Origin of the sequence: Comamonas antarctica (genome assembly GCF_013363755.1) — a bacterium.
Classification (GTDB): Bacteria; Pseudomonadota; Gammaproteobacteria; order Burkholderiales; family Burkholderiaceae_C; genus Comamonas; species Comamonas antarctica.
The window spans coordinates 3,791,869-3,813,422 of record NZ_CP054840.1 but is presented as its reverse complement, the minus strand read 5'-3'; the positions used below and the strand labels follow the sequence as shown (position 1 = coordinate 3,813,422).

The 21,554-nt window shown below is 68.4% G+C and carries 20 protein-coding genes; 7 read left to right on the top strand and 13 right to left on the bottom strand.

All coding sequences use genetic code 11. The features are described 5' to 3' along the window. Nucleotides 1-12: 12 nt before the first annotated feature. From HUK68_RS17690 to HUK68_RS17675, 4 genes are read right to left on the bottom strand one after another with little or no spacing between them, the layout of a single operon-like run. On the bottom strand, nt 13-873 hold the full coding sequence (locus HUK68_RS17690; RefSeq protein WP_175505375.1) for an amino acid ABC transporter ATP-binding protein: 861 nt from the start codon (nt 871-873) through the stop codon (nt 13-15). Next, nucleotides 860-1,684 (bottom strand): amino acid ABC transporter permease, encoded by an 825-nt coding sequence (locus HUK68_RS17685; RefSeq protein ID WP_175505374.1) that lies wholly within the window; start codon nt 1,682-1,684, stop codon nt 860-862. The genes HUK68_RS17690 and HUK68_RS17685 overlap by 14 nt, the downstream gene beginning before the upstream one ends. Next, nucleotides 1,674-2,420: an amino acid ABC transporter permease gene (locus tag HUK68_RS17680; RefSeq protein WP_175505373.1), complete on the bottom strand. Its 747-nt coding sequence runs from the start codon at nt 2,418-2,420 to the stop codon at nt 1,674-1,676. The genes HUK68_RS17685 and HUK68_RS17680 overlap by 11 nt, the downstream gene beginning before the upstream one ends. A gap of 8 nt (nt 2,421-2,428) precedes the next feature. Continuing rightward, entirely contained in the window at nt 2,429-3,280 is an 852-nt protein-coding gene (locus HUK68_RS17675) for a transporter substrate-binding domain-containing protein (protein ID WP_175505372.1), read from the bottom strand. 202 nt (nt 3,281-3,482) lie between these two features. On the opposite strand from HUK68_RS17675, the gene HUK68_RS17670 reads away from it, so the two are divergent. Beyond that, on the top strand, nt 3,483-4,487 hold the full coding sequence (locus HUK68_RS17670; RefSeq protein ID WP_175505371.1) for a type IV toxin-antitoxin system AbiEi family antitoxin: 1,005 nt from the start codon (nt 3,483-3,485) through the stop codon (nt 4,485-4,487). Then, the gene (locus tag HUK68_RS17665) at nt 4,480-5,331 is read left to right on the top strand and encodes a nucleotidyl transferase AbiEii/AbiGii toxin family protein (protein ID WP_175505370.1); all 852 of its coding nucleotides are present in this window, start codon (nt 4,480-4,482) and stop codon (nt 5,329-5,331) included. Before HUK68_RS17670 ends, HUK68_RS17665 begins: the two co-directional genes overlap by 8 nt. A 42-nt stretch (nt 5,332-5,373) precedes the next feature. Here the strand turns inward: HUK68_RS17665 and HUK68_RS17660 are convergent, their stop codons facing one another. The 8 genes from HUK68_RS17660 to HUK68_RS17625 all read right to left on the bottom strand — a co-directional run bounded on the left by HUK68_RS17660 (nt 5,374) and on the right by HUK68_RS17625 (nt 15,540). Continuing rightward, nucleotides 5,374-6,978, bottom strand: a complete 1,605-nt coding sequence (locus tag HUK68_RS17660; protein ID WP_175505369.1) for a rhodanese-like domain-containing protein — start codon at nt 6,976-6,978, stop codon at nt 5,374-5,376. Nucleotides 6,979-7,357: 379 nt separating this feature from the next. Further along, the gene (locus HUK68_RS17655; RefSeq protein WP_175505368.1) at nt 7,358-8,344 is read right to left on the bottom strand and encodes a Bug family tripartite tricarboxylate transporter substrate binding protein; all 987 of its coding nucleotides are present in this window, start codon (nt 8,342-8,344) and stop codon (nt 7,358-7,360) included. Nucleotides 8,345-8,396: 52 nt separating this feature from the next. Beyond that, nucleotides 8,397-9,647 carry an SDR family NAD(P)-dependent oxidoreductase gene (locus tag HUK68_RS17650; RefSeq protein WP_175505367.1) on the bottom strand — a complete coding sequence of 417 codons (1,251 nt, stop codon included), beginning with the start codon at nt 9,645-9,647 and terminating at the stop codon, nt 8,397-8,399. A 3-nt stretch (nt 9,648-9,650) separates the two neighbouring features. Further along, nucleotides 9,651-10,418, bottom strand: a complete 768-nt coding sequence (locus tag HUK68_RS17645) for an SDR family NAD(P)-dependent oxidoreductase (RefSeq protein ID WP_175505366.1) — start codon at nt 10,416-10,418, stop codon at nt 9,651-9,653. Beyond that, the gene (locus tag HUK68_RS17640) at nt 10,415-11,404 is read right to left on the bottom strand and encodes an acyl-CoA dehydrogenase family protein (RefSeq protein ID WP_175505365.1); all 990 of its coding nucleotides are present in this window, start codon (nt 11,402-11,404) and stop codon (nt 10,415-10,417) included. The genes HUK68_RS17645 and HUK68_RS17640 overlap by 4 nt, the downstream gene beginning before the upstream one ends. A 1-nt stretch (nt 11,405) precedes the next feature. Next, nucleotides 11,406-12,608: an acyl-CoA dehydrogenase family protein gene (locus HUK68_RS17635; RefSeq protein ID WP_175505364.1), complete on the bottom strand. Its 1,203-nt coding sequence runs from the start codon at nt 12,606-12,608 to the stop codon at nt 11,406-11,408. After that, a complete protein-coding gene (locus tag HUK68_RS17630; protein ID WP_175505363.1) occupies nt 12,598-14,766 on the bottom strand; it encodes an acetate--CoA ligase family protein in 2,169 nt (722 codons plus the stop codon). The genes HUK68_RS17635 and HUK68_RS17630 overlap by 11 nt, the downstream gene beginning before the upstream one ends. Before the next feature lie 3 nt (nt 14,767-14,769). Continuing rightward, the gene (locus HUK68_RS17625; protein ID WP_175505362.1) at nt 14,770-15,540 is read right to left on the bottom strand and encodes an enoyl-CoA hydratase/isomerase family protein; all 771 of its coding nucleotides are present in this window, start codon (nt 15,538-15,540) and stop codon (nt 14,770-14,772) included. Between the two features lie 299 nt (nt 15,541-15,839). Here HUK68_RS17625 and HUK68_RS17620 point away from each other — a divergent pair, with 299 nt between their 5' ends. Then, the gene (locus tag HUK68_RS17620) at nt 15,840-16,745 is read left to right on the top strand and encodes an SMP-30/gluconolactonase/LRE family protein (protein ID WP_175505361.1); all 906 of its coding nucleotides are present in this window, start codon (nt 15,840-15,842) and stop codon (nt 16,743-16,745) included. On the opposite strand, the gene HUK68_RS17615 is transcribed toward HUK68_RS17620, so the two are convergent. After that, nucleotides 16,730-17,671: a LysR family transcriptional regulator gene (locus tag HUK68_RS17615; RefSeq protein WP_244146202.1), complete on the bottom strand. Its 942-nt coding sequence runs from the start codon at nt 17,669-17,671 to the stop codon at nt 16,730-16,732. The two genes, HUK68_RS17620 and HUK68_RS17615, sit on opposite strands and share 16 nt — an antisense overlap. Nucleotides 17,672-17,802: 131 nt before the next feature. Between HUK68_RS17615 and HUK68_RS17610 the strand changes: the two genes are divergently transcribed. The 4 genes from HUK68_RS17610 (at nt 17,803) to HUK68_RS17595 (ending at nt 21,466) form a co-directional block, all read left to right on the top strand. Beyond that, nucleotides 17,803-18,873, top strand: a complete 1,071-nt coding sequence (locus tag HUK68_RS17610) for an LLM class flavin-dependent oxidoreductase (RefSeq protein ID WP_175505359.1) — start codon at nt 17,803-17,805, stop codon at nt 18,871-18,873. A gap of 10 nt (nt 18,874-18,883) precedes the next feature. Continuing rightward, entirely contained in the window at nt 18,884-19,669 is a 786-nt protein-coding gene (locus HUK68_RS17605; protein WP_175505358.1) for a flavin reductase family protein, read from the top strand. A gap of 13 nt (nt 19,670-19,682) precedes the next feature. Beyond that, nucleotides 19,683-20,438: an SDR family NAD(P)-dependent oxidoreductase gene (locus HUK68_RS17600; RefSeq protein WP_175505357.1), complete on the top strand. Its 756-nt coding sequence runs from the start codon at nt 19,683-19,685 to the stop codon at nt 20,436-20,438. A gap of 62 nt (nt 20,439-20,500) precedes the next feature. Beyond that, entirely contained in the window at nt 20,501-21,466 is a 966-nt protein-coding gene (locus tag HUK68_RS17595) for a tripartite tricarboxylate transporter substrate binding protein (RefSeq protein ID WP_175505356.1), read from the top strand. Nucleotides 21,467-21,554: the final 88 nt, after the last annotated feature.

The following is a 21,554-nucleotide window of genomic DNA, read 5'->3' as shown; positions in this document are numbered from 1 at the left end:
CTGGAGTGGGAATTACAGGGCGAAACGCAGCTGGTTGAAGCGCAGGCCGGCGTCCGGCGCGGGCGGCACGCGCACGCGTGGCCCGTCGCCGAGCGCGCGCTGCAGGAACTGGCGCGTGCGCTCGCTGCGCGGCGCGCCGAAGATCTGCGCGACGGGACCGTGCTCGACGATGCGGCCGGCCTCGGTGAAATAGACCTGGTCGCTGATCTCCTCGGCAAAGCGCATCTCGTGCGTGACCAGCACGCAGGTCATACCTTCCTTGACCAGGTCGCGGATCACGGTGAGCACCTCGCCCACGGTTTCGGGATCGAGCGCCGAGGTGACTTCATCGAACAGGATCAGCTCGGGCTGCATGGCCAGCGCGCGCGCAATCGCCACGCGCTGCTGCTGGCCGCCCGAGAGTTCGCCGGGATAGGCATCGGCCTTGTGGGCGAGCCGCACCTTCTCGAGCAGTGCGCGCGCATCGCGCTCGGCCACGGCGCGGCTGCGGCCGACGACGCGCGTCGGCGCGATCACCAGGTTCTGCAGCACCGTGAGATGCGGAAACAGGTTGTACTGCTGGAACACGAAACCCACGCGCTTGCGCAGGGCGATCAGCTCGGCTTCGGTGCGCAGCTGGTCGACGCGCGTGCCGCCCACGCCGATCGCGCCGGCCTGCGGGCGCAGCAGCCCGGTGATGCAGCGCAGGATGGTCGACTTGCCCGAGCCCGAGGGCCCGATGATCGATACCGCCTGACCGCGCCGGACCTCGACATCGATGCCCTGGAGCACGGCGTTGTCGCCAAAGGACAGGTGCACGTCCTGCAACTGCACCAGCGGCGCCTCGTGCGCGTTTGCAGCGGTCGTGCGCAGGAATGAATCAGTGGCGTTCATGGCGTCGCTCCAGGGCGCGCGTGGCGCGGGCAATCGGATAGCAGTAGGCGAAGAACAGCGCCAGCAGCGTGAAATAGACGAGGATGGTGAAGTCGGTTCGCACCACGGTGTTGCTGGCGATCTGCGCCATGTCCACCACGTCGTGCACGCCCACCAGCGAGGCCAGCGAGGTGCTCATGGTGATGCTGGCGTAGAGGTTCATCCAGGGCGGCAGCATGCGCCGCAGGCACTGCGGCAGCACGATCAGCCGGAAGATCTCGCGGCGCCTGAAGGCCAGCGACTGCGCCGCCTCCCACTGCGCGTTGGGGATCGACTGGATCGCGCCGCGAAAGATCTCGGCCACGTTGGCGCTGGTCGGCAGCGCCAGGCCCAGCACCACCTTGACCCAGTCGGGGAAGGGAAAACTCCACTGCACGATATGCACTTCGAACGGAAACACATAGGTGGTGAAATAGATCAGCACCAGCACCGGCGCATTGCGAAACGCCTGGACGTAGAGCTGCGCCACGCGCCGCACCAGCACCGAGGGCGACAGCAGCAGCGCGCCGACGACCAGCCCGACCACGGTGCCCAGCGCCACGGCCAGCACGCTGATCTCGATGTTCACCAGCAGGCCGCGCAGCAGCGAGGGCAGCCATTTCCACAGCAGCGCCACGGCCACGGGCGTGGTGCCGGTGGCGCTCCAGAAAGCCAGCAGCGCCAGCAGTGCCACGCCGGCGAGCAGCCAGGGATTGCGCGCGGCGGCCAGCGCGCCGCGCGGCAGCCACGGCCGCAGCGGCGCAGCGCGGGGCAGGGTCGCATCATTGGCCATAGCCAGGCATCCTCAGGCGTTGTTCGAGCCAGCGGCCCGCCCGGCTCACGAGCCAGGTCAGCAGGCCGAACCACAGCAGGATCAGCAGCAGCTCGAGCACGTTGTCGCGCTGCGTCCAGATCATGATCGATTGGTAGGTCACGTCGCCCACCGCGATGGCCGAAGCCACGGCCGTCATCTTGACCAGGTCGACGAGGTTGTTGATGAGCGACGGCAGCGCGAAGCGCACGGCCAGCGGCAGCTGCACGCGCACCAGCAGCTGGCGCCGCGAGAAGCCCAGCGAACGCGCGGCTTCGAGCGTGGTGGCCGGCACGCTTTCAATGCCCGCGCGCAGCGCCTCGGCGTGGAACACGCCCTTGTGCAGCGACACCACCACCACCACCCAGAGGAAGGGCGTGAGCGGGTTGGGGCCCGCGCCCCAGTCGCGCAGCTGCTGCGTGATCAGCATGTTCAGCACCAGGAAGGCGCAGTACAGCTGCACCAGCGTCGGCGTGTTGCGCGTCACCTCGATGAAAGCCCGCGCCGGGCCCGCCAGCCAGGCACGGCCCGAGACCAGCAGCGCGGCCAGCAGCACGCCCGCGGCAAGGCTGCCGGGGATCGTCAGCAGGCACAGCTGCAGCGTCACGCCCAGCCCGCGCACAAACGCCTGGCGCTCCATGTCGTCCAGCACGAAGGAGTAGTTCAGGCCCAGCGCCTTGAGCGCCTGCACGCCCTGGAACAACAGGCTGTCGCTCATGGCGGCTTTCAGCGCGCGGCGGTCTTGAACTTCGACTGCTGCTCGGCCAGGAACGGATTGGCGGGCGAGATGCCGACGCGTTTCTCGGTCGCGATCAGCCAGCCGCTGCGGTGCCATTCCTGCACCACCTTGTCGACCGCGGCAATGGTGTCGGCCTCGCCCTTGCGCGTCCAGACCACCGAGGGCGCGGGCAGGATTTCGCTGGCGATGGGCGCGGCATACTGCGCCCACTCGGCGTTGCTGCGCAGCAGCGGGTGGATCAGCGTGCTGTCGTGCACCGCCGCGACGCAATTGCCGCCGCGCAGCGCCAGCAGCGAATCCGACGAGCTCTTGTAGCCCTGGACCTGCGCGCCGTATTCGGCGGCCAGCGGCTTGGCGAAGCTGCTGCCCTGCGACACGCAGACCGGCTTGCCGCGCAGGTCGGCCCACTGCGTGATGCCGCTGTCCTTGCGCACCGCCGCCGCGCCGCCGACGCGGTAGAACGGCGTGGGTGCGTAGCCCAGGATCTCGGCGCGGTCGGGGTTGAGTTCCATCGAGGCAATCAGCAGGTCGACCTTGCCGGCCTGCAGGAACTGCACGCGCGTCGCGGTCTGCACCTGCACCAGGTCGGCCTCGACGCCCAGGCCCTTGGCCACGGCGCGCGCGAGTTCAGGGTTCCAGCCGACGAGCTGCTGCGAGTTGGGATCGATGGAGCCAAACGGGCCGTCATTGACCAGCACGCCGATCGTCACCTTGCCGCGCTGCTTGATCTTGTCGAGCGTGGCATCGGCATGGGCCGTGCCGGCCAGCAGGGTGAGGGCGGCGGCCACGCCGGTCAGCGACCGGGCAATGGAGCGGGAGGAAGCGAGCTGTTGGCGCATGGTGGTCAGAAGAAAAGTGCGGATAGGCGCTTATCTTCTGGCAGCCCCGGCAATGCGACAACAAAGCTTATCGATGATCGATATGCGCGCAGCGCGCTAGGGCGGCACGGTTCGAGTGGCAAATTTCAGCGTGAAAAATATTGTGCTTTGAAGCCTTGTTCATTTATTATTCTTGTTCACGTTTCGTGAACATTGGACATCTATGAACGAGCAAGACATTCTTCAACAGGCATTGGCAGCAACCCAAGCGCTTGCTGCTCTGGAGCTTGAAAGTTTGGAGTGGAGTACTGCTCCTTGGGGAGATGCCGTGGCGCGATTGCTACTCTCCAACGGCGAAAGCGAAGTGTTTGCCGTTGAGGTCAAACGGAAAGTGGAGCGGCTGGAAACGTTGCGGTTCCTGCGTGAACATGCCCAGGACATCTCCCAGCGGACCTTACTGGTCACCTCTTATGTTTCGCAGCAACTGGCGCAAGAATGCCAAAAGCAGGGTTTGAATTTCATCGATATGGCCGGCAATGCACACATCGATGTGCCTGGCCGTTTCGTGTTTGTTTCCGGCAATCCCAGGCCCAAGACCAGCCCGTCCGGCGATGAACACAGTGCTCTGCGAACGGCAAATGGACTGCGCATCATTTTTACTCTGTTGACGCAGCCGAATCTCGTTTCGCAGCCCCAACGCGATATTGCCGTCCATGCAGGCGTTGCCCTGGGTTCCGTCGGAAAGGTGCTGGCAGACCTGCAGCGTCTGGGCCACTTGAGCCCGGGCAGTGGTGAACGCCGTCGTTTGCTGGCGGTGGATGAACTGTCGCGCATGTGGGTGCAGCACTATCCCGTTGCATTGCGGCACAAGCTCAAGCCACAAAGATACGCCATGGTTTCCAACAAGAATTGGCAAGATATTCAACTGTTGCCTGGCGATGCGGTGTGGGGCGGGGAGGCCGCGGCGCACCGCATGGACGGCTATATCCAGCCCATCGAGGCCACCATCTACAGTTGGCTGCCGCGCCAGCGATTTATCGTTGAGCATCGGCTGCGACCAGATCCGCAAGGAGATGTTGAAATACTGGATGCGTTCTGGAGCCCTCATTCGCCAAACGATACGGCGGTCGCTCCTGCCTTATTGGTCTATGCCGACTTGATGGGAAGCCGGGATGGTCGCAGCAAGGAAGTAGCCGCCGCGCTGTGGAAGACTCTAGAAAATGCTTAAGGTCCGCTCCGACAGGCCTGTCGATGCATTGCTCCAGCAGATATTGCGGCAGGTTTGCGACGTCGCCGCTGTTTCCGGTATGGAGTTCTTTGTGGGGGGCGCCATGGCGCGTGACATCCTGCTCACCCACGTGTTTGGCCAAAAACTGGCGCGGGCTACACGCGACGTCGATCTGGGACTGTATGTCGATGACTGGGGGCAGTTCAGGCGCTTGAAAGAGCAGCTTGTGCGATCGGGGCACTTTGCTGAAGAACCGGCCGTCGCCCAGCGTTTGCATCACCACAGCGGACTTCCATTGGATCTCATTCCGTTCGGCGGAGTGGCCACGCAAGATCAAGCCATCGCCTGGCCACCCGGCCACGACATCGTATTGAACGTGGCCGGCTTTGCCGATGCCTGGCGCTCATCCATCATGGTGGATCTGGGAGAAGGCCTACAGGTCAAAACCTGCTCCTTGCCCGCCCTGGCGGTACTCAAACTCATCGCCTGGAAGGACCGTGGCCTGGAGAACAACAAGGATGCAACGGACTTCCTGCTGATTGCGCGGCTGTATGGCCCCGCCCAGAACGAGGACAGGCTGTATACAACGGAGACTGAACTGCTTCTTGCCGCAGGCGGTGATCCCGAGCTGGCCGGCGCGCAACTGCTGGGTGTGGATGCCGCGATGCAATGCCAACCCGAAACAGCGCAGCAGATCAGCGATCTGCTCGCTGATGCCCTGCTGCTTCAACGTCTTTCTGATCAATTGCTGCGTGCTCAATCAGGCGCAATACAAGACGATGGAGCCCGCGCGATTGAAAATTTGATAGCGGCCTTCATCCGCGGGTTTGCCACGCCACGATAGCGGCGTGCGTACGCCAAGCATCGATGCCCGACATTGGGGGCATCAAACAATGGATGCACAACGCTCCCCGCGTGCCTTGGCAGCCGGCAGCCGGAAACCCGTGAGCTCATCCGGCTGGCATTGGGCAATCAGCCCGGTCTCCCAGTCCAGATAGCGGCGTGCGGCATCGAGGTTGCCGTCGTGGCGGTCGTGCACGAAGAACAGGTAGTCGATGGCCTCGCTGTCGGCCGGACTGTCGGGCGTGCTTTCCACGGGCAGGCCCGCGGCGTGCCAGTCGGCGGCCAGGACCCACTGCAGCGTGCGGCCCGGCAGTTCCGCCAGTGCCAGGGCGGCCGTGCTGGCATCGGCGGCCAGCAGCAGCACGGGCTGGTCGGCGCGTGCCGCGGCCTGCACCTGCGCGGCCAGGCGCGGGCGCACGGACCAGAGCGCGCCGGCGGCGTGGCGCTGGCGGTAGGCCAGCGAGGGTTGGATGTCGACCAGCAGCGGCGCATGACGATCGACCCAGGCGGCCAGATCCTGCTTTGCCAGCGGCGGTATGGCCGGGGTGGCTTCGGGTTGCGCGGGCAGGCGCAGCGGCGCGCGGATGCCGCCTGCCACGGTGGCGGTTTCATAGCCCAGGCGCCAGAGCCAGCTGGCGACGACCGGTGCGCGCACGGCTTCGTCGTCGAGCAGCAGCACGCGGCTGTGGCGCACGCCTATGCTCTGGTCGGTGGCTTGCAGCAACTGGCCGCCGGGCGCATGGCGCGCGCCGGCCAGCGTGCCCGCGGCAAACTCCTCGGCGCTGCGCACATCGAGCACGTAGGTGGTGCGCGTGGTGTCGTCGATCCAGGCCTGGGCCTGCGCGGCATCGAGTTGCGGCACGCCGGCTTCGGCGGCCAGCGCCGCGGCCGCGGCCTGGTCCTGCGCGCGTGCCGCGCGCGGCGCCGGGGCGGGGCGCGGGCTGCCATGTTCGAGCTGCTGGCCTGCGAGCGCCCAGCCCTGGGTGCCGTTTTCCAGTGCAATCACGGGATTGGGCACGCCCAGGCTGCGCAGGATCTGCGCGCCGATGATGCTGCGCGTGCGGCCCGCGCAATGCACCACGATCGGCGTGCGCGGATCGGGCGCGAGCGCATGCCAGTGCAGCGCGAGTTCGCCGTTGGGCACCGGCGTGGCGCCGGGAATGGTCATCTTGCGGTGTTCGGCGAGCGTGCGGCCATCGAGCAGCACCAGCGGTTCGCCGGCCTGCTGGCGGCGCTGCAGTTCCTGCGCCGACAGGTGGGGCGTATCGAAAGCGTGTTCGACCAGCTCGCCAAAGGTCTTCGAGGGCAGGTTCACGCCCTGGAACAGCACATAGCCGGCTGCGGCCCAGGCGGGTGCGCCGCCTGCGAGCACATGCAGCTGCGTGTAGCCCAGTGCCGCGAGGCGCTGCGCGGCGCGCTCGGCCACGCCGTCGCCGGCATCGAGCAGCACCACGCGCGTGCCGCGCCGCGGCACCAGGCGCGGCACGTCGTTTTCCAGCTGGCTGTAGGCCGCGGGAATCGCGAAGAAGGGATGACCTTCGCCGAACTGGCCGGCTTCGCGCACGTCGAGCAGGGCGATTTCCGCGCCGTCATTGAGCCAGGCGCGCAGCGTGGTGGCGGAGACCGAAGAAAAGATGGGGGAGGGCATGGGGGCGAGGGCGCGAACGCGCGGCAAAGAGGGAGGACGTGTGGTCCGCCTGAATCTACGCGCGCGTGCGGCCCGGGCCAACGAAGAAATGTGCATATGCAATGCGGGAAATCTTCTTTGGGGTCGGGTAGGGCGAGCGTTAACCGTTCGCTCTGAACCTGATCCTGAGCTTGTTGAAGGATCGAAGGGGGAAGGGGGAAAGGGCCTGCTCTCTATTTTGAGTGCCGGCCGTCCATCCTTCGACAGGGTGCCCTGCGCCAAGCTCAGGACGAACGGGTGTTGAGCCGCTCACCCTCGGCGGGCCCCCCTGAGCCTGCCTCGCCGGCCGCGTCGAAGGGTGAACGCCATACCTCTAGCCTAGGGTATCCCTTGAGTGCTTTTAATCCACCTTCAGCTTCGCCACCTTGGCCAGGTTCTGCCAGGTCGCCACATCCTGCTTCACCGTCGTGGCGAACTGCTCCACGCTCTTGATCGGCGGCTTGGCCATGTTCTGCAGCGCGAACTTCTGGATCACGTCGTCGGTGGCCAGGATGCGGTTGATTTCGTGGTTCAGGCGCTGCACGACGTCGGCGGGCGTGCCCGCGGGCGCGAACACGCCATACCAGCCGTTCATGTCGAAGCGAAAGCCCTGTTCATAGAGCGTCGTGACTTCGGGCAGCGCCGGGCCGCGCGAGGAGCCGGTGCAGCCGAGCGCGTTGAGCTTGCCGGCGCGGATATGCGGCACGGGCGAGGCGATGTCGGTGAAGCCCACCGAGATGTTGTTGCCCAGCAGGTCGGTCACCAGCGGCGCCACGCCCTTGAACGGCACATGCTCCATCTGCAGTCCGTAGTGGGCCTTGATGCCTTCCATCGCCAGGTGGCCGGTCGAGCCGCTGCCCCAGGAGCCGTAGACCAGCTTGTTCGGGTTGGCCTTGACATGGCGCACCAGGTCGCCGAGGTTTTTGAAGCCCGTCGACGGATGGGCCACGAGCAGCACGCCGGCCGAGCCGACCTGGGCCACGGGCAGCAGGTCCTTCTCGGTGTCGTAGGGCATCTTGGCCTGGATCACGGGATTGATGGCAATCGCCGATGAGGGCGACAGCAGCAGCGTGTAGCCGTCGGGCTGGGCCTTGGCGACGTTGTCGGTGCCGATCAGGCTGTTGGCGCCGGGCTTGTTGTCGACGACCACGGTCTGGCGCAGCGCATCCTGCAGCTGCACTGCCAGCAGGCGGCCGAAGATGTCCATGCCCGAGCCTGCGGGGCCGGGCACCACCAGGCGAATCGGGCGCGCGGGCCAGTTCGCCGGGGCGGTGCTGGCATGGGCCTGCAGGGCCAGGGCGGCCGAGCCGGCAAGCAGGGTGCGGCGGGTGATGGGCGTGTTGATCATGACGTGTCTCCTTGGTGTTTTGGTATCTATCAGGAACGGGCCGCGGGGTGCATCATGGCGTTTCGGGACCGTCCCGTGTGCCGGTGCCCGCAAAGAGCACTTGGCCCGTAAGGAACTGCGCGCGCGCGCCGCTGGCGTAGTCGAGCAGTGGCAGGCAGGCGGCCGGTGCGCAGCCGCCAGCGGGCGCCAGCGCATTGATGCGCAGGCCCAGCGCGCCCCATTCGGCGGCCAGCGTGGCAAGCGCCATGCGCGCCGCGGCGGCGTCGCCGGCCCGCTGCCAGTCGATGTCGGCGGGCGCGGGCGGCAGCAGCAGCGTCAGGCTGGCCTGGCGCGCATGCTGCAGGCGAAAGGCGCGCGCGGCGTCCAGCACGGCGGCCAGCAGGCCGCCAGCCGGTGCCTGCAAGGCGCGGCCGTCGATCACCGCGGGATAAATGCTGCCCGCGGTCTCGCCCGCCGGCAGTTGCGCCAGCGCGGCCTGCCATTCGGCGCATGCAATGGCTTCGCAGTGCAGCGCGCGCGGCGTATCGAAGGGCAGCGCGGGCAGCTGCGCCGGAGGCAGCGGCTGGCTGCCGCCATAGACCGACGAGCCGCCATCGAGCACCAGCAACTGGCCCGCGCAGGGCCGCGCGCCGGGGCTGGCGAGAAACGCCAGCGCCTCGGCCATGTCCTCGGGTTCGGCCATGCGTGCCATCGGAATGCGCGACAGCACCTGGCGCAGATCGAGGCGCCGGCTGTCGATCAGCCGCTGCACGAGCTCGGTGCGCACGAAGCCCGGCGACAGCGCGCTCACGCTCCAGTCGGGCCGCGCGCGCGCCAGCGCCCGGGTCTGGGCGATCACGCCGGCCTTGCTGGCGCTGTACAGGCCGCGCCAGGGAATCGCGCGCAGGCCCGCGCCCGAGGCCACGTTGACGATGCGTGCGCCCGCGCGCAGATGCGGCGTGCAGGCCTGCACCATGCGTGCCGGGGCCTCGAGATTGAGCGCCAGCAGCCGCTGCGCCGCGCCATCGTCCAGGCCCGCCAGCACTTCGGCGCCACCAGCCGACATGCCGGCGTTGTTGATCAGTGCATCGAGCGGCGGCAGCTGCGCGCCCAGCGCTTCGATGCGCGCGGCATCGGTGAGATCGGCGACCAAGGCCAGCGGCGCGGACGCAGCCACGGGCCACTCGGCCTGCAGGCGTTCGAGCGCGCCGGCATCGGCATCGACCAGCACGCAGCGCCAGCCGGCGCGCGCGAGCCGCAGCGCCGTGGCGCGGCCGATGCCGCCCGCGGCGCCGGTGATGAGTACGGTGCAAACCTCGGGCATGGCTCAGATATTGGTGAAGGTCACACCGCCATCGACGGCCAGGCCTTGCGCGGTGACGAAACCGGCGTCGTCGCTGGCCAGGAAGCAGATCGCGCGCGCGATGTCTTCGACCGTGCCCAGGCGGCCCATGGGCGTGCTCGCCACGCGCGCCGCGTCGCGCTCGGCGTTGCGGTTGCGCTGCGTGCCCTCGGTGGGCACGGCCGAGGGGCAGACCGCATTCACGCGGATGCGCCGCGCGCCGAGTTCGGCCGCGGCCGCGCGCGTGATGCCCAGGATTCCCGACTTGATGCCGGAGTAGACCAGCGAATGGGGCGCCGAGCGCAGCGCGGCCGTCGAGGCGACGTTGACGATGGCGCCGCCGCGCTCGGCATCCATGGCCGCGGTCGCGGCCTGTATGCCCCAGATCACGGCCTTGAAACCGACATCGAGCATGCGCTCCATGGTGTCGGGCTGGATGTCGGGCACGGCCTGGTAGCGCACCCAGGCGGCGTTGTTGACCAGGATGTCGAAGCGCCCGCCTTCGCTGCGCGCCTGCTCGACGGCGGCCTGCATGCCTTCGCGCGTGGCGATGTTCTGCACCACGCCAAACGCGCGGCCCCCAGCAGCGCGGATTTCATCGACCACGGCGCCGACGAATTCGGGCTTGAGGTCGTTGACGGCGACGACGGCGCCGCGCGCCGCCATCTGACGCGCGGTTTCACGGCCGATGCCGTTGCCGGCGCCGGTGATCAGGGCCACGCGGTCCTGCAGGTCGAGTTTGGCGCTGCTCATGCGGCCTCCTGTGCATTGATGAAGTCTTGTCCCAGCTGGCGCGCGAGCGCACCCGCGCCGCAGGCGGCATCGAGCGCGCGCACGCTGCGCAGCGCGCGGTGCAGCGGCAGCTCCCAGGTGAAGCCCATGCCCCCGTGCAGGTGCATGGCCTTCTCGATGATGAAAGCCGCGTGCTGCAGATTGAGCGCCAGCGCGCTGCGCGCCGCGCGCGCGGGCGCTGCGCGTTCCGGTTCGGCGGGGTCGACGCGCAGCGCATGGTAGATGGCCGCGCCGCTGGCTTCGTGGAACAGCTTCATGCGCGCGAGCCAATGGCGCACGGCCTGGCGCGTCGACAGCGGCGCGCCGAACTGCACGCGCGTGCCGGTGTGCTCGACGGCGGCCTGCAGCGCGCCATCGGCCGCGCCATGGGCGCTGGCCGCGAACAGCAGGTCCAGGTCATGCCACAGCGCGGCGGCTGAGTCGGCGTCGAGTTCGGCCAGCACCGGGGCCTGCGACAGGTCGAGCCAGGCCGCGGGTTCCTCGGGATCAAGCGCGGGATCGAGTTCGCGCGGCGCGCCGGACAGATCGACCAGCTGCGCGCCCTCGCCCTGGGCCGCGCGCAGCAGCAGCCAGTCGGCCTGCTGCGCCTGGCGCGCATGGCCGACCCAGGCGTCGCCCAGCCGGCCCTGCCAGGCAATGGTGGCCTGGCGGCTGCCGTCGACCAGCGCCGCACGCAGCGCCACGTCCGGCAGGTGGCGCGCGAGCACGATCTGCTCGGCCAGCGCAAAGCGCAGGCGCAGCCGGCCCGCGGCCTGCACCACGGGCACGGCAAACGCCAGCGGCAGCGCCATGCCGCCCGCGTCTTCGGGCGCGCAGACGCCGAACAGGCCGGCCGCGGCCAGCACGCCCGCATGGGCGTCGGCGGGGCGCTGCAGCGCGTCGGTGATCGCGGCTTCGGCGGCCTCGCCGAATTCCTCGGGGCGCAGCCCCTGGTCTTGTTGGGTCATGTCAGTGCTCCCGGGGCAGCTGGAGAATGCGTTGCGCGATCAGATCGAGCTGGACTTCGGAGGTGCCGGCGTAGATCGTCTCGGCGCGTGAGAACAGGTAGGCCTGGGTGAACAGCTTGCGCGCACGCTGCGCCAGGGCGCTCGATTGCGGGCCGATCTGGCTCACCTGCGACAGCGCGAAGCCGGCAAACGACTGGTGGCATTCGGACCAGAACAGCTTGGTCAGCGAGCCACGTGCGCCCACCGCCTGGCCCTGCATGATCTGGTCGACCGAGCGCTCGACCAGGCCCTTGAGGCCGTCGATCTCGGCCAGCAGCTCGCCGATGCGGCGCTGCACGCCGCCGTCTTCGAGCTGGCGCGCGAGCTGCGCGTCGGAGCGCAGCGCGCGCACCAGGAAACGCAGCTCGGCCTCGAAGCGCCAGGGCCGGTACATGCGGTTGGTGGCGCGTTCGATGCCCAGCACCTTGAGCGCCGCGGCCCAGCCCTCGTCGGGCGCGCCCAGGCGCGCGCTGTCGGGCACGACCACATCGTCGAAGAACACCTCGGCAAACGAATCCTTGCCGTCGATGGACTTGATCGGCACGATGCGGATGCCCGGCGTGTCCATGGGCACGGCAAACATCAGCAGGCCACGGTGGCGGTCGGCGACGGTGCCGGTGCGCGCCAGCAGCAGGCAGTAATGCGCCTTGGCCGCGCCGCTGGTCCAGATCTTCTGGCCGTTGATGCGCCACTGGCCGCCTTCGAGAACCGCCTTGGTGCGCAGCCGCGCCAGGTCCGAGCCCGCGTCGGGTTCGGAAAAGCCCTGGCACCAGAACTCGCGCATGCCCAGGATGTTGGCGAGGAAGTCCTGCTTCTGGGCCTCCGTGCCCACGGCCATGATGATCGGGCCCGCGAGTTCCTTGCCGATCGAGCCCACGCTGTCGGGCATCAGCAGGCTGCCGACTTCCTGGTTCACGACCAGGTGCTCGCGCAGGCTCAGGCCCTGGCCGCCGTAGACCGTGGGCCAGGTCATGCCGGCCAGGCCGGCCTGGTGCATCGCGGCCTCCCATTCACGGCTTTCCTGCAGCGTGGGCGTACGGTAGTCGAGGCTGTCGGCGCGCATGTGCGCGGGCAGGTGGCTGGCCAGCCAGTCGCGCGCGTGCTGGCGGTAGCGCGCCAGGTCGGCGCTGGGCGGCAGCTGCGCCGGGTCGAGGTCATTGTGCATGGGCGGTCTCGGGTTCGGGAGTGAGGGGCACCATCAGGGCGTCGAGGATGGCAATGCCTTGTCCCTGGGGACGCACGAGGATGGGATTCAGGTCGATTTCCGCCACCTGTTCGCGGTGCGCGCAGGCGAATTCGGACAGGCGCGCGACGGCGCGCGCGGCGGCAGCGACATCGGCCGGCGCCTGGCCGCGCGCGCCGTCGAGCAGCGGGAACAGGCGCAGCGAGCGGATCATGGCCGTGGCCTGGTCCTCGCTCACGGGCGCGGGCTGCACGGCCACGTCGCGCAGCACTTCGGCATAGATGCCGCCCATGCCGACCATGACCACCGGCCCGAACACCGGGTCGCGCGAGATGCCGGCGATCAGCTCGGTGCCGCCGCGCAGCATCGGCGCGACCAGCAGGCCGTCGAGGCGCGCATCGGGCGCATGGCGCGCGACGCTGGCGAAGATGCGCGCGCTGGCCGCGCGCACCGCCTCGGCATCGCCCAGGTTCAGCGCCACGCCGCCGGCTTCGGTCTTGTGCGCGATGTCCTCGGACAGGATCTTCAGCACCACCGGATAGCCCAGCGCTTCGGCGGCCTTGACGGCGGCCTCGGCATCGGCCGCGCGCAGCTCGCGCGGCACCTCGAAACCGGCGTCGATCAGCGCCTGCTTGGCCGCGTATTCATTGCGGAAGGTATCTTCGGGCAGGCGGGCGCCGGTGCCGTTCACGGCGGGCGCGGCGGCCGGCGCCGCATCCAGCAGCGCGGCCATGCGCACCAGCGCATCGATGCCGCGCGCGGCGGCGTCGATGCTGGAGAACACCGGAATGCCCAGCGCCTGGATCTGCACCACGGCCTCGGCCGGGCCGCGGCTGATGATGACCAGCGGGCGCTGCGGATAGGCGGCGCGCAGCTGCGCCAATGCCTGCAGGTAGATGTCGCGCAGCCGGCTGCTGTACAGGCCCAGCGACAGGAACAGCACCGTGGTGGCCTCGCCCGGGTCTTCCTGCAGCGCGGACAGCACCTCGAACAGGATGTCGGGGCGGCTCGAGATCTGCGCCGAGGCATCGACCGGGTTGCTGGTGCTCGCGCCGGGCAGCACCTGGTGAATGCGCGCGCGCGTGGCGGGCGCCAGCGCGGGCAGCGCCAGGCCGGCCTCGCTCATCGCGTCGGCCATCATGATGCCGAAGCCGCCCGAAGCCGCGACCAGCGTCACCGCGGGCTTGCGTGGCAGGCAGTGCGGCTGGCCGATGGGCATCAGCTGGCCCAGCGCCTGGCCGATCTCCACCAGGTCTTCATGCGAGCGCACGCGCAGCGCGCCATGGCGGCGCAGCACGGCGTCGATCACCGCGTCCGAAGCGGCGAGCGCGCCGGTGTGCGAGGCCGCCGCGGCCTGGCCCTGTTCGGTGGCGCCTATCTTCAGCACCACCACCGGGGTCTGGTGTTCGCGCGCAATCGCCAGCGCCTGCGTGAGGCGTTCGCCATCGCGGCAGGTTTCCATGCAGCACAGGATCACGCGCGTGGCCGGGTCCCGCGCCAGCGCGGCAATGCCGTCGGCCAGGTCGACTTCGGCCTCGTTGCCCGTGGTCACCATGCGGCTGATGCCGACGCCGCGCTGCACCAGCAACTGCAGCGTGTAGCTGCCGATATTGCCCGACTGCGAGACGATGCCCACGGCACCGGCTTGAGGGAAGTAGTCTTCGAGCGCCACCGAGAACGAGCCGATCGCGCGCTCGGCCACGCCCACCGTACCCAGGCAGTTCGGGCCCAGCAGGCGCATGCCGTGGCGCAGCGCAATGGCGCGCATCTCGGCCTGCCAGGCCGCGCCTTCGTCACCGGCCTCGGCAAAGCCCGAGGACAGCACCACCACGGCGCGCACGCCGCGCGCCGCGCAGTCCTGCACCGCCTGCACGGCGTGGGAAGCGGGCACGGCAATCAGCGCCAGTTCGGGCGCTTCGGGCGTGTCGGCCAGGCGGGCATAGGCCGGCAGGCCCTGGATCTCGCCGCCCTTGGGGTTGATCGGATAGATGCTGCCGGCATAGCCATGGCGGCGCAGCAGATGCACCGGGCGGCCGCCGATCTTGGTGGGCTCGGCCGACGCGCCGATCACCGCAATGCCGCGCGCCAGGAAAAAGGCGTCCATCCCGGCCCCGGGGGCGGGTGTCTGATAGTCGCTCATGGTTCAGCGCCCCTTGAACTGCGGCTCGCGCTTTTCGAGGAATGCCATGCGCGCTTCGCGCGCGTCTTCGGTGCGCGCCAGCGTCATGGTGAACTCCTGCTCGAAGCGGTAGGCATCGCGCTGCGGCATCACGTCGACCATATTGGCCGCGCGCTTGGCGTAGATCACGGCCAGCGGCGCCTTGGCGGCAATCTCGTGCGCCAGCTTCATGGCCACGGGCAGCAGCTCCTCGGGCGGCAGCACGGCTTCGAGCACGTTGCGCTGCAGCAGCTCGGCGGCCGTGAGGCGCTGGCCGGTGAAGAACATGCGCCGCGCGGTGGAGCGGCCGAACAGCGTGCGCAGCATCGACGCGCCGCCGGCCAGGCCGACGTTGATCTCGGGCATGCCGAAGGTGGCGTTGTCCGAGGCATAGAGGATGTCGCAGGCCGCGGCCAGGCCCAGGCCCGCACCCAGCGCGGCGCCATTGATCGCGGCGATCACCGGCTTGGCGCATTCGCGGATGGCATTGCCGGTTTCGCGGGTAATGCGGTTGTGTTCGAGAAAATCGCCGGGAATATCGGCGTCGGGCCGGTCTTTCAAATCGGCGCCGGCGCAGAAAACCGATCCCTGGCCCGTCAATACCGCGCAGCGAATATCGTCGCGCGCGGAAATGTCGTCAAAGATCGCGACGATTTCACGGCGCATGGCACGGCTCAATGCATTGACCGGAGGACGATTGAGCGTGACCAGCGCCACTTTGTCCTTGATTTCAAACAGCACGCTTTTCTCAGCCATGTTTCACCCCCGTCAGATCGAATAGGGCAGTTGCCGGGCAAGAAAGGGGAATATCCACAGCGCGCTGCGGAAAATCGGTGGCGTTCACATTTGTCTCCTGGTGTTCGGGCGGGGGCCCGAGCCCTCTGCATGGGGGGCGCCAGGAAATTCTAGGGACGAACCCGGCAAATCAGTCCCCGCCAAATCGTTGGATGTGTTCTGCGAAAACGTACGGAGTCGGGCCGTGATCCCCCCGTAAGATCGATGCCATCGCCTGCGCCGCGCAGCGCCCCGCGCTCCCTTTTCAGCCTCCCGCCGCCATGCCTTCCTCCCCCGCTTCCCGTCCAGAAATCCAGCCCTTCGGCACGCTGCACACGCGCCTGGGCGAATGCCCGGTCTGGGATGCGGCGCGCCAGTGGCTGTGGCTGATCGACAGCCGCGACGGCCTGCTGCTCGCGCTCGACGCGCAGGGCCAGGAGCAGCAACGGCTGGAACTGCCCGCGCCGCTGGGTTCGTTCGCGCTCAACCACGACGGGCGCCTGGTCGTGGCGCTGCGCGAAAGCGTGGTGCTGCTCGATCCGGCCAGCGGCCGCATGCAGACGCTGGGCCGGCTGCAGGAGCAGCACCCGCAGCTGCGCCTCAACGATGGCGCGGCACTGGCCGACGGCCGCTTTTGCGTCGGCACCATGCACACGCTGCGCGCGCCGGGCGAGGCGCCGCTGGGCGGCCTGTACCTGATCGATACCGCGGGCCGCATGGAGCGCGTCGACCAGGGCTATGGCGTGGTCAATGGCCCGGTGCAGCACCCCGTCGACGGCCGCGTGTTCGTCAGCGACAGCGCGGCGCGGCGCATCCATGTGTACCCCGCACCCGGGGATGCGCCCTGGCGGCGCGCGCCGTTTGCCGACACCCAGCGCCTGGGCTCGGCCCCTGACGGCGCCTGCTTCGATGACCAGGGCGGCCTGTGGAGCGTGATGGTGCACACCGGCGAGATCGTGCGCTTCGACGCGCAGGGCCAGCCGGGGCAGCGGCTGCGCGTGCCGCTCGCGCATCCCAGTTCGCTGTGCTTTGGCGGCCCGGCGCTCGACGAGCTTTATGTGACTTCGATTTCCGACAGCGGCCGGCTCAGCGCCAGCGGTCCGCTCGACGGCCGCGTGCTGCGCGTGCGCGGCCTGGGCCGGCGCGGCGCGCCCCGGCCGCGCTGCGCGATTCAGCCGCCGACCTGATCCGCCGAGGGCGGGATCTCGTCGCGCAGCGCGATGAAGCGGTTGCTCTCGCCCGAGACATGCTCGACGACGAAGTCGAGGAACAGCCGCAGCTTGGCCGGCACCATGGGCGTGTCCAGGATGGTCGCGTACATGCCTTCCTCATAGGTGGTGTTGGTGACCTGGTAGTCGGGCAGCAGCCGCAGCAGGCTGCCGCGCTCGAGGTCGGCGTGCACGGTGTAGTCGTCGAGCAGCGCAATGCCTTCGCCCAGGCGCGCGAGCTCCAGCAGCGCCATGCCGTTGTTGCTCGCGTGGCGCGGCTGGAACGGCAGGTCCTCGACCTGTCCGCCCTGGCTGAAGTGCCAGACGTTCTCGCCGCCGGGCCGCAGATAGGCCAGGCAGTCGTGCTGCGCGAGATCGGCGGGCGTGGCCGGCAGCACGCGCTCGGCGAGATAGGCGGGCGAGGCCACGAGATAGCGCGCGCTGCGAAACAGGATGCGCCGCTTCACGCCGGCCTCGACCGGCGGCGAGATGCGGAAGTCGATGTCGATCTGGTCGCGCCGCAGGTCGGCCGGTGTTTCCGACAGGATCAGCTCGATGTGGATGTCGCGGTGCAGCCGGCGAAAGCGCGCGATCAGCGGCGGCAGCACCCCCAGCCCGAACATCATGCGCGAGTGCACGCGCAGCAGGCCCTTGGGAGCCTCGCGGATGGCGGTGATGTTGGCATGCGCGGCGTTGATGTTCCACAGGATGCCCTCGAGCTGGCGCGCATATTCCTCGCCCGATTCGGTCAGCACGATCTGGCGCGTGGAGCGCAGCAGCAGCTTGACGTCGAGCGCATTTTCAAAATCGGTGATCAGGCGTGAAACCGCGGTCGCGGAAACCCCGAAATCGCGCGCCGTGGTGGAAAAGTTCCTGGTTTTCGAGACCGAAAGAAAAAACTCCATAGCACGCAGCCGATCCATGACTTCTCCAATATCCGCAGGACAGAACCTCGATTTTCATGCATTCCAGCCGGCGCGATGGCTTCCTAGAATCATTTAACGATTCACACCTATCAAAACAAGGAAGCAACACCATGGAATTCGGCGTATTTATCCTCGCTCAGCAACGTGGTTATCACCAGAGTTCGCAGCAGGTGATCCAGAACTCGATTGAACAGACCGTGGTCGCCGAGCAGGCCGGCTTCCACAGCGCCTGGTACGCCGAACACCACTTCAACAACTACTCGCTGTCGCCCTCGCCGCTGATGATGGTCGCGCATGTCGCCGCCAAGACCAGCCGCATCCGCCTGGGCACGGCCGTGTGCATCCTGCCGCTGTACCACCCCGCGCGCTTCCTGGCCGAAGTCGGCTTCGTCGACACCGTCTCCAACGGCCGGCTGGACCTGGGCGTGGGCTCGGGCTACCAGGAGTTCGAGTTCGAGCGCTTCGGCGTCAAGATCGAGGAATCGGGCGAGATCTTCAACGAGTTCCTCGACATCATCCCCAAGGGCCTGGGCGAGCGCATCTTCGAATACCACGGCAAGCACCTCGACGTGCCGCCCAGCTCGATCGCGGTGCGCTGCGTGCAGGACCCCATGCCGCCGCTGTGGGTCACCTCGGGCAACCCCACGGTGCTGGGCCGCGGCGTGCGCGAGAACCACAACCTGTTCGTCACCGCGCTGCTCAACGGCACCGACGCCATCGCCAACCTGCGCGCGCGCCTCGACAAGGTGGCCGAAGACAACGGCAAGGACCTCGACCGCGACGTCAAGTTCGGTTTCCTGCGCTGCGCCTATGCCTCCGACAACCGCGCCGAAGTCGATGCCTACCTCGACAACGCGCGCTTCCAGCGCCGCATCTCCGAGAGCCTCAAGTTCCGCCGCGCGCAAAGCGAGGACGGCTACATGGTGCAGGAAGTGCCGTCGCCCACCGACCTGAGCTTCGACCAGATGCGCGCCAACCTGCCCGTGGGCTCGGTCAATGAGGTGATCGACAAGATGCTCGAGGAAATCAGCATCCTGCGCCCCAAGCACATCGCGCTGCAGACCCAGCTCGGCGATTTCGACCAGAAAACCATGCTGCGCCAGATCGAACTCTGGGGCGAACGCATCATTCCCGCGATCCGCAAGGAAGTGGGCGAACTCAGCGTGGCCGCGGCCGCGTAAGGAGACCGACATGCGCTTTCATCTGTCCGATTCCGGGACCCTGTCCCTGCGCGAGCCCATGGACTTCAAGCGGCTCGAGGTGCTGATCGACCCGCAGCCGCCCGAGGCGGTGGAGCGGGCCATCCACCGCATCGGCCGGCGTGAGAGCGCCACCCACGTGCGCATCGCGCCCTCGGTGCTGCGCTTCGTCAGCGGCCATGCGGGCGAGCCCGAATGGGAAGAGGGCTTTGCGCGCATGCTGGACTACGCCCAGCGCAGCGGCTGGGTCGACGACGCGGGCCAGGTGCGCGCCCACATCAGCCATGCGGGCCAGGAGGACGTGGTCTCGATCGACGAGTTCAAGACCGCGCTGCGCGCGCTGCCGGCCGGCATCTGCGCGGTGAGCACCGGGCAGGGCGACAAGGTCGCGGGCATGATCGTCTCGAGCCTCACCGCGGTCTGCGCCGAGCCGCCGATGATCGGCTTCTTCGCGCACCGCCAGTCGTCGTTCACCGCGCCGCTGCTGGAAAGCGGCCGCTTCGTCGCCAATGTGCTGGGCGAGGGACATGACGCGGTGATGGCGCAGTTCCTGCAGGCGCCCCAGGGCCTGGCGCGCTTCTCGGACGAGCGCTGGTGCAGCGAAAGCGGCCAGGCGCCGGTGCTGTCCGATGCGCTGGCCAGCATGGAGTGCGACGTGGTCTGGACGCAGACGCTGGGCACGCACGTACTGGTGGTCGGCAAGGTGCGGCGCTCGCGCCACAGCCCGTCGAATCCGGTGGTGCATTTCAATGCCGCCACGCACCGCATCGCGGCTTGAACCGGAGCCCACCATGTACACACCTCTGGCGGGAAAGATCGCGCTGGTCACGGGCGCGGGCTCGGGCATCGGCCGCGCCCACTGCGAACTGCTGGCCGCGCGCGGCGCGGCGGTGATCGTCAACGACCTGCATGAAGACGGCGCGCAGGAGACCGTGGCGCGCGTGCGCGCCGCGGGCGGCCAGGCGCTGGCCTGCATTGCCGATGTCGCGCGCAGCGCGAGCGTGGCGCAGGCCTTCGCGGCCGCGCAGCAGCAGCTTGGCGCCGTCGACATCCTGGTCAACAACGCCGGCATTCCGGGCGGCATGAAGCCGCTGGAGGACATCGACGAAGCCGCCATCGACGCGATGCTGGCCGTGACGGTGAAGGGCGCGATGCTCTGCACCCAGGCCGTGCTGCCCGGCATGAAGCAGCGGCGCGGCGGCCGCATCATCAACACCGCGTCGATCACCGCCTATGGCACGCACCGCAACGTCAGCGCCTATGCCGCGGCCAAGGGCGCGATCATCAGCCTGACGCGGGCCTGGGCGCGCGAGTTCGCCGAGTGGAACATCCTGGTCAATGCCGTCGCGCCCGGCCGCGTGCAGACGCCGATGAGCGCGGAGTTGAGCGCCAACCCCGAATACGCCCGGGAAGTGCAGCTGCGCGTGCCGCTGGCGCGCCGCGCCCAGCCCGCAGAGATTGCCTCGGTGGTGGCGTTTCTTGCCTCGCCGGACGCCGACTACATGACCGGCCAGGTCCTCGGGCCGAACGGCGGAGAGGTCATGTAGTCCAGACATCGGCTTCAAGGGCGTGCCGCAGACAGCGCAAAACAACAAGCACCGGAGACAACATGCACCCTTTCAAGATCCTCGGCATCGCGGCCGCGCTGGCCGTCGCCGCACCGCTGCAGGCGCAGGAAATCTTTCCCAAGCGTCCCGTGACCATCGTCGTGCCGTTCTCGGTTGGCGGCGTGACCGACCTGTTCGCGCGCGTCACCGGCTTGAAGCTCGGCGCGCTGTGGGGCCAGCCGGTGATCGTCGAGAACCGCGTCGGCGCGGGCACCATCATCGGCACGCAATATGTGAGCCGCGCGCCCGCCGACGGCTACACGCTGCTGTTCACCAGCTATGCCTTCACCTCCAACCCCGAGCTGCGCAAGAACCTGCCGTATGCGCCATCGGCGTTCAGGCCGGTGGCGCTGCTGGGCTCGACGCACAACATCCTGCTGGTCAACAACAAGCTCAAGGGCAAGTCGCTGAACGAGCTGATTGCGCTGGCCAGGTCGCGGTCGGCGCAAGGCGGGCTCACGCTGGGCTCGTCGGGCCCGGGCTCCAGTCCGCATATCGGCGCTGAACTCTTCGCGCAAAAGGCCGGCATTCCGTTCACCCATGTGCCCTACAAGGGCCAGGGTCCGGCGATGGTCGATCTCACGGCGGGCGTGTTCGATGGCATGTTCGACGGCATGTCGTCGTACCCGCAGGTGCAGCGCGGCGCGGTCACCGCGGTCGCGATCGCCGCGCCCCAGCGCCACCCCGATGCACCCGAAATGCCCACGTTCAAGGAACTGGGCATGGACTTCGTCGCCGGCAGCTGGTTCGGCCTGCTCGCACCCGCGGGCGTGCCCCACGACATCGTGGCGAAGATCAACGCCGACCTGCGCGAAGTCCTCAAGGACCCCGAACTCAAGGCGCAGATCGCCAAGACCGGCATGCAGGTTTCCACGTCCACGCCCGAAGCCTTCGGCAAGTTTCTCGCGCAGGAGACCGAGAAGCTGCGCAATCTGATCAAGCAGGGGGCGAGGATTGATATCAACTAGTCCGTCTTTGGGCGTGCTTCCTGCCATGAAAGCAGGCCGTCCACCCTTCGATCCTTCGACAAGCTCAGGATCAGGGCGAACGATCAGT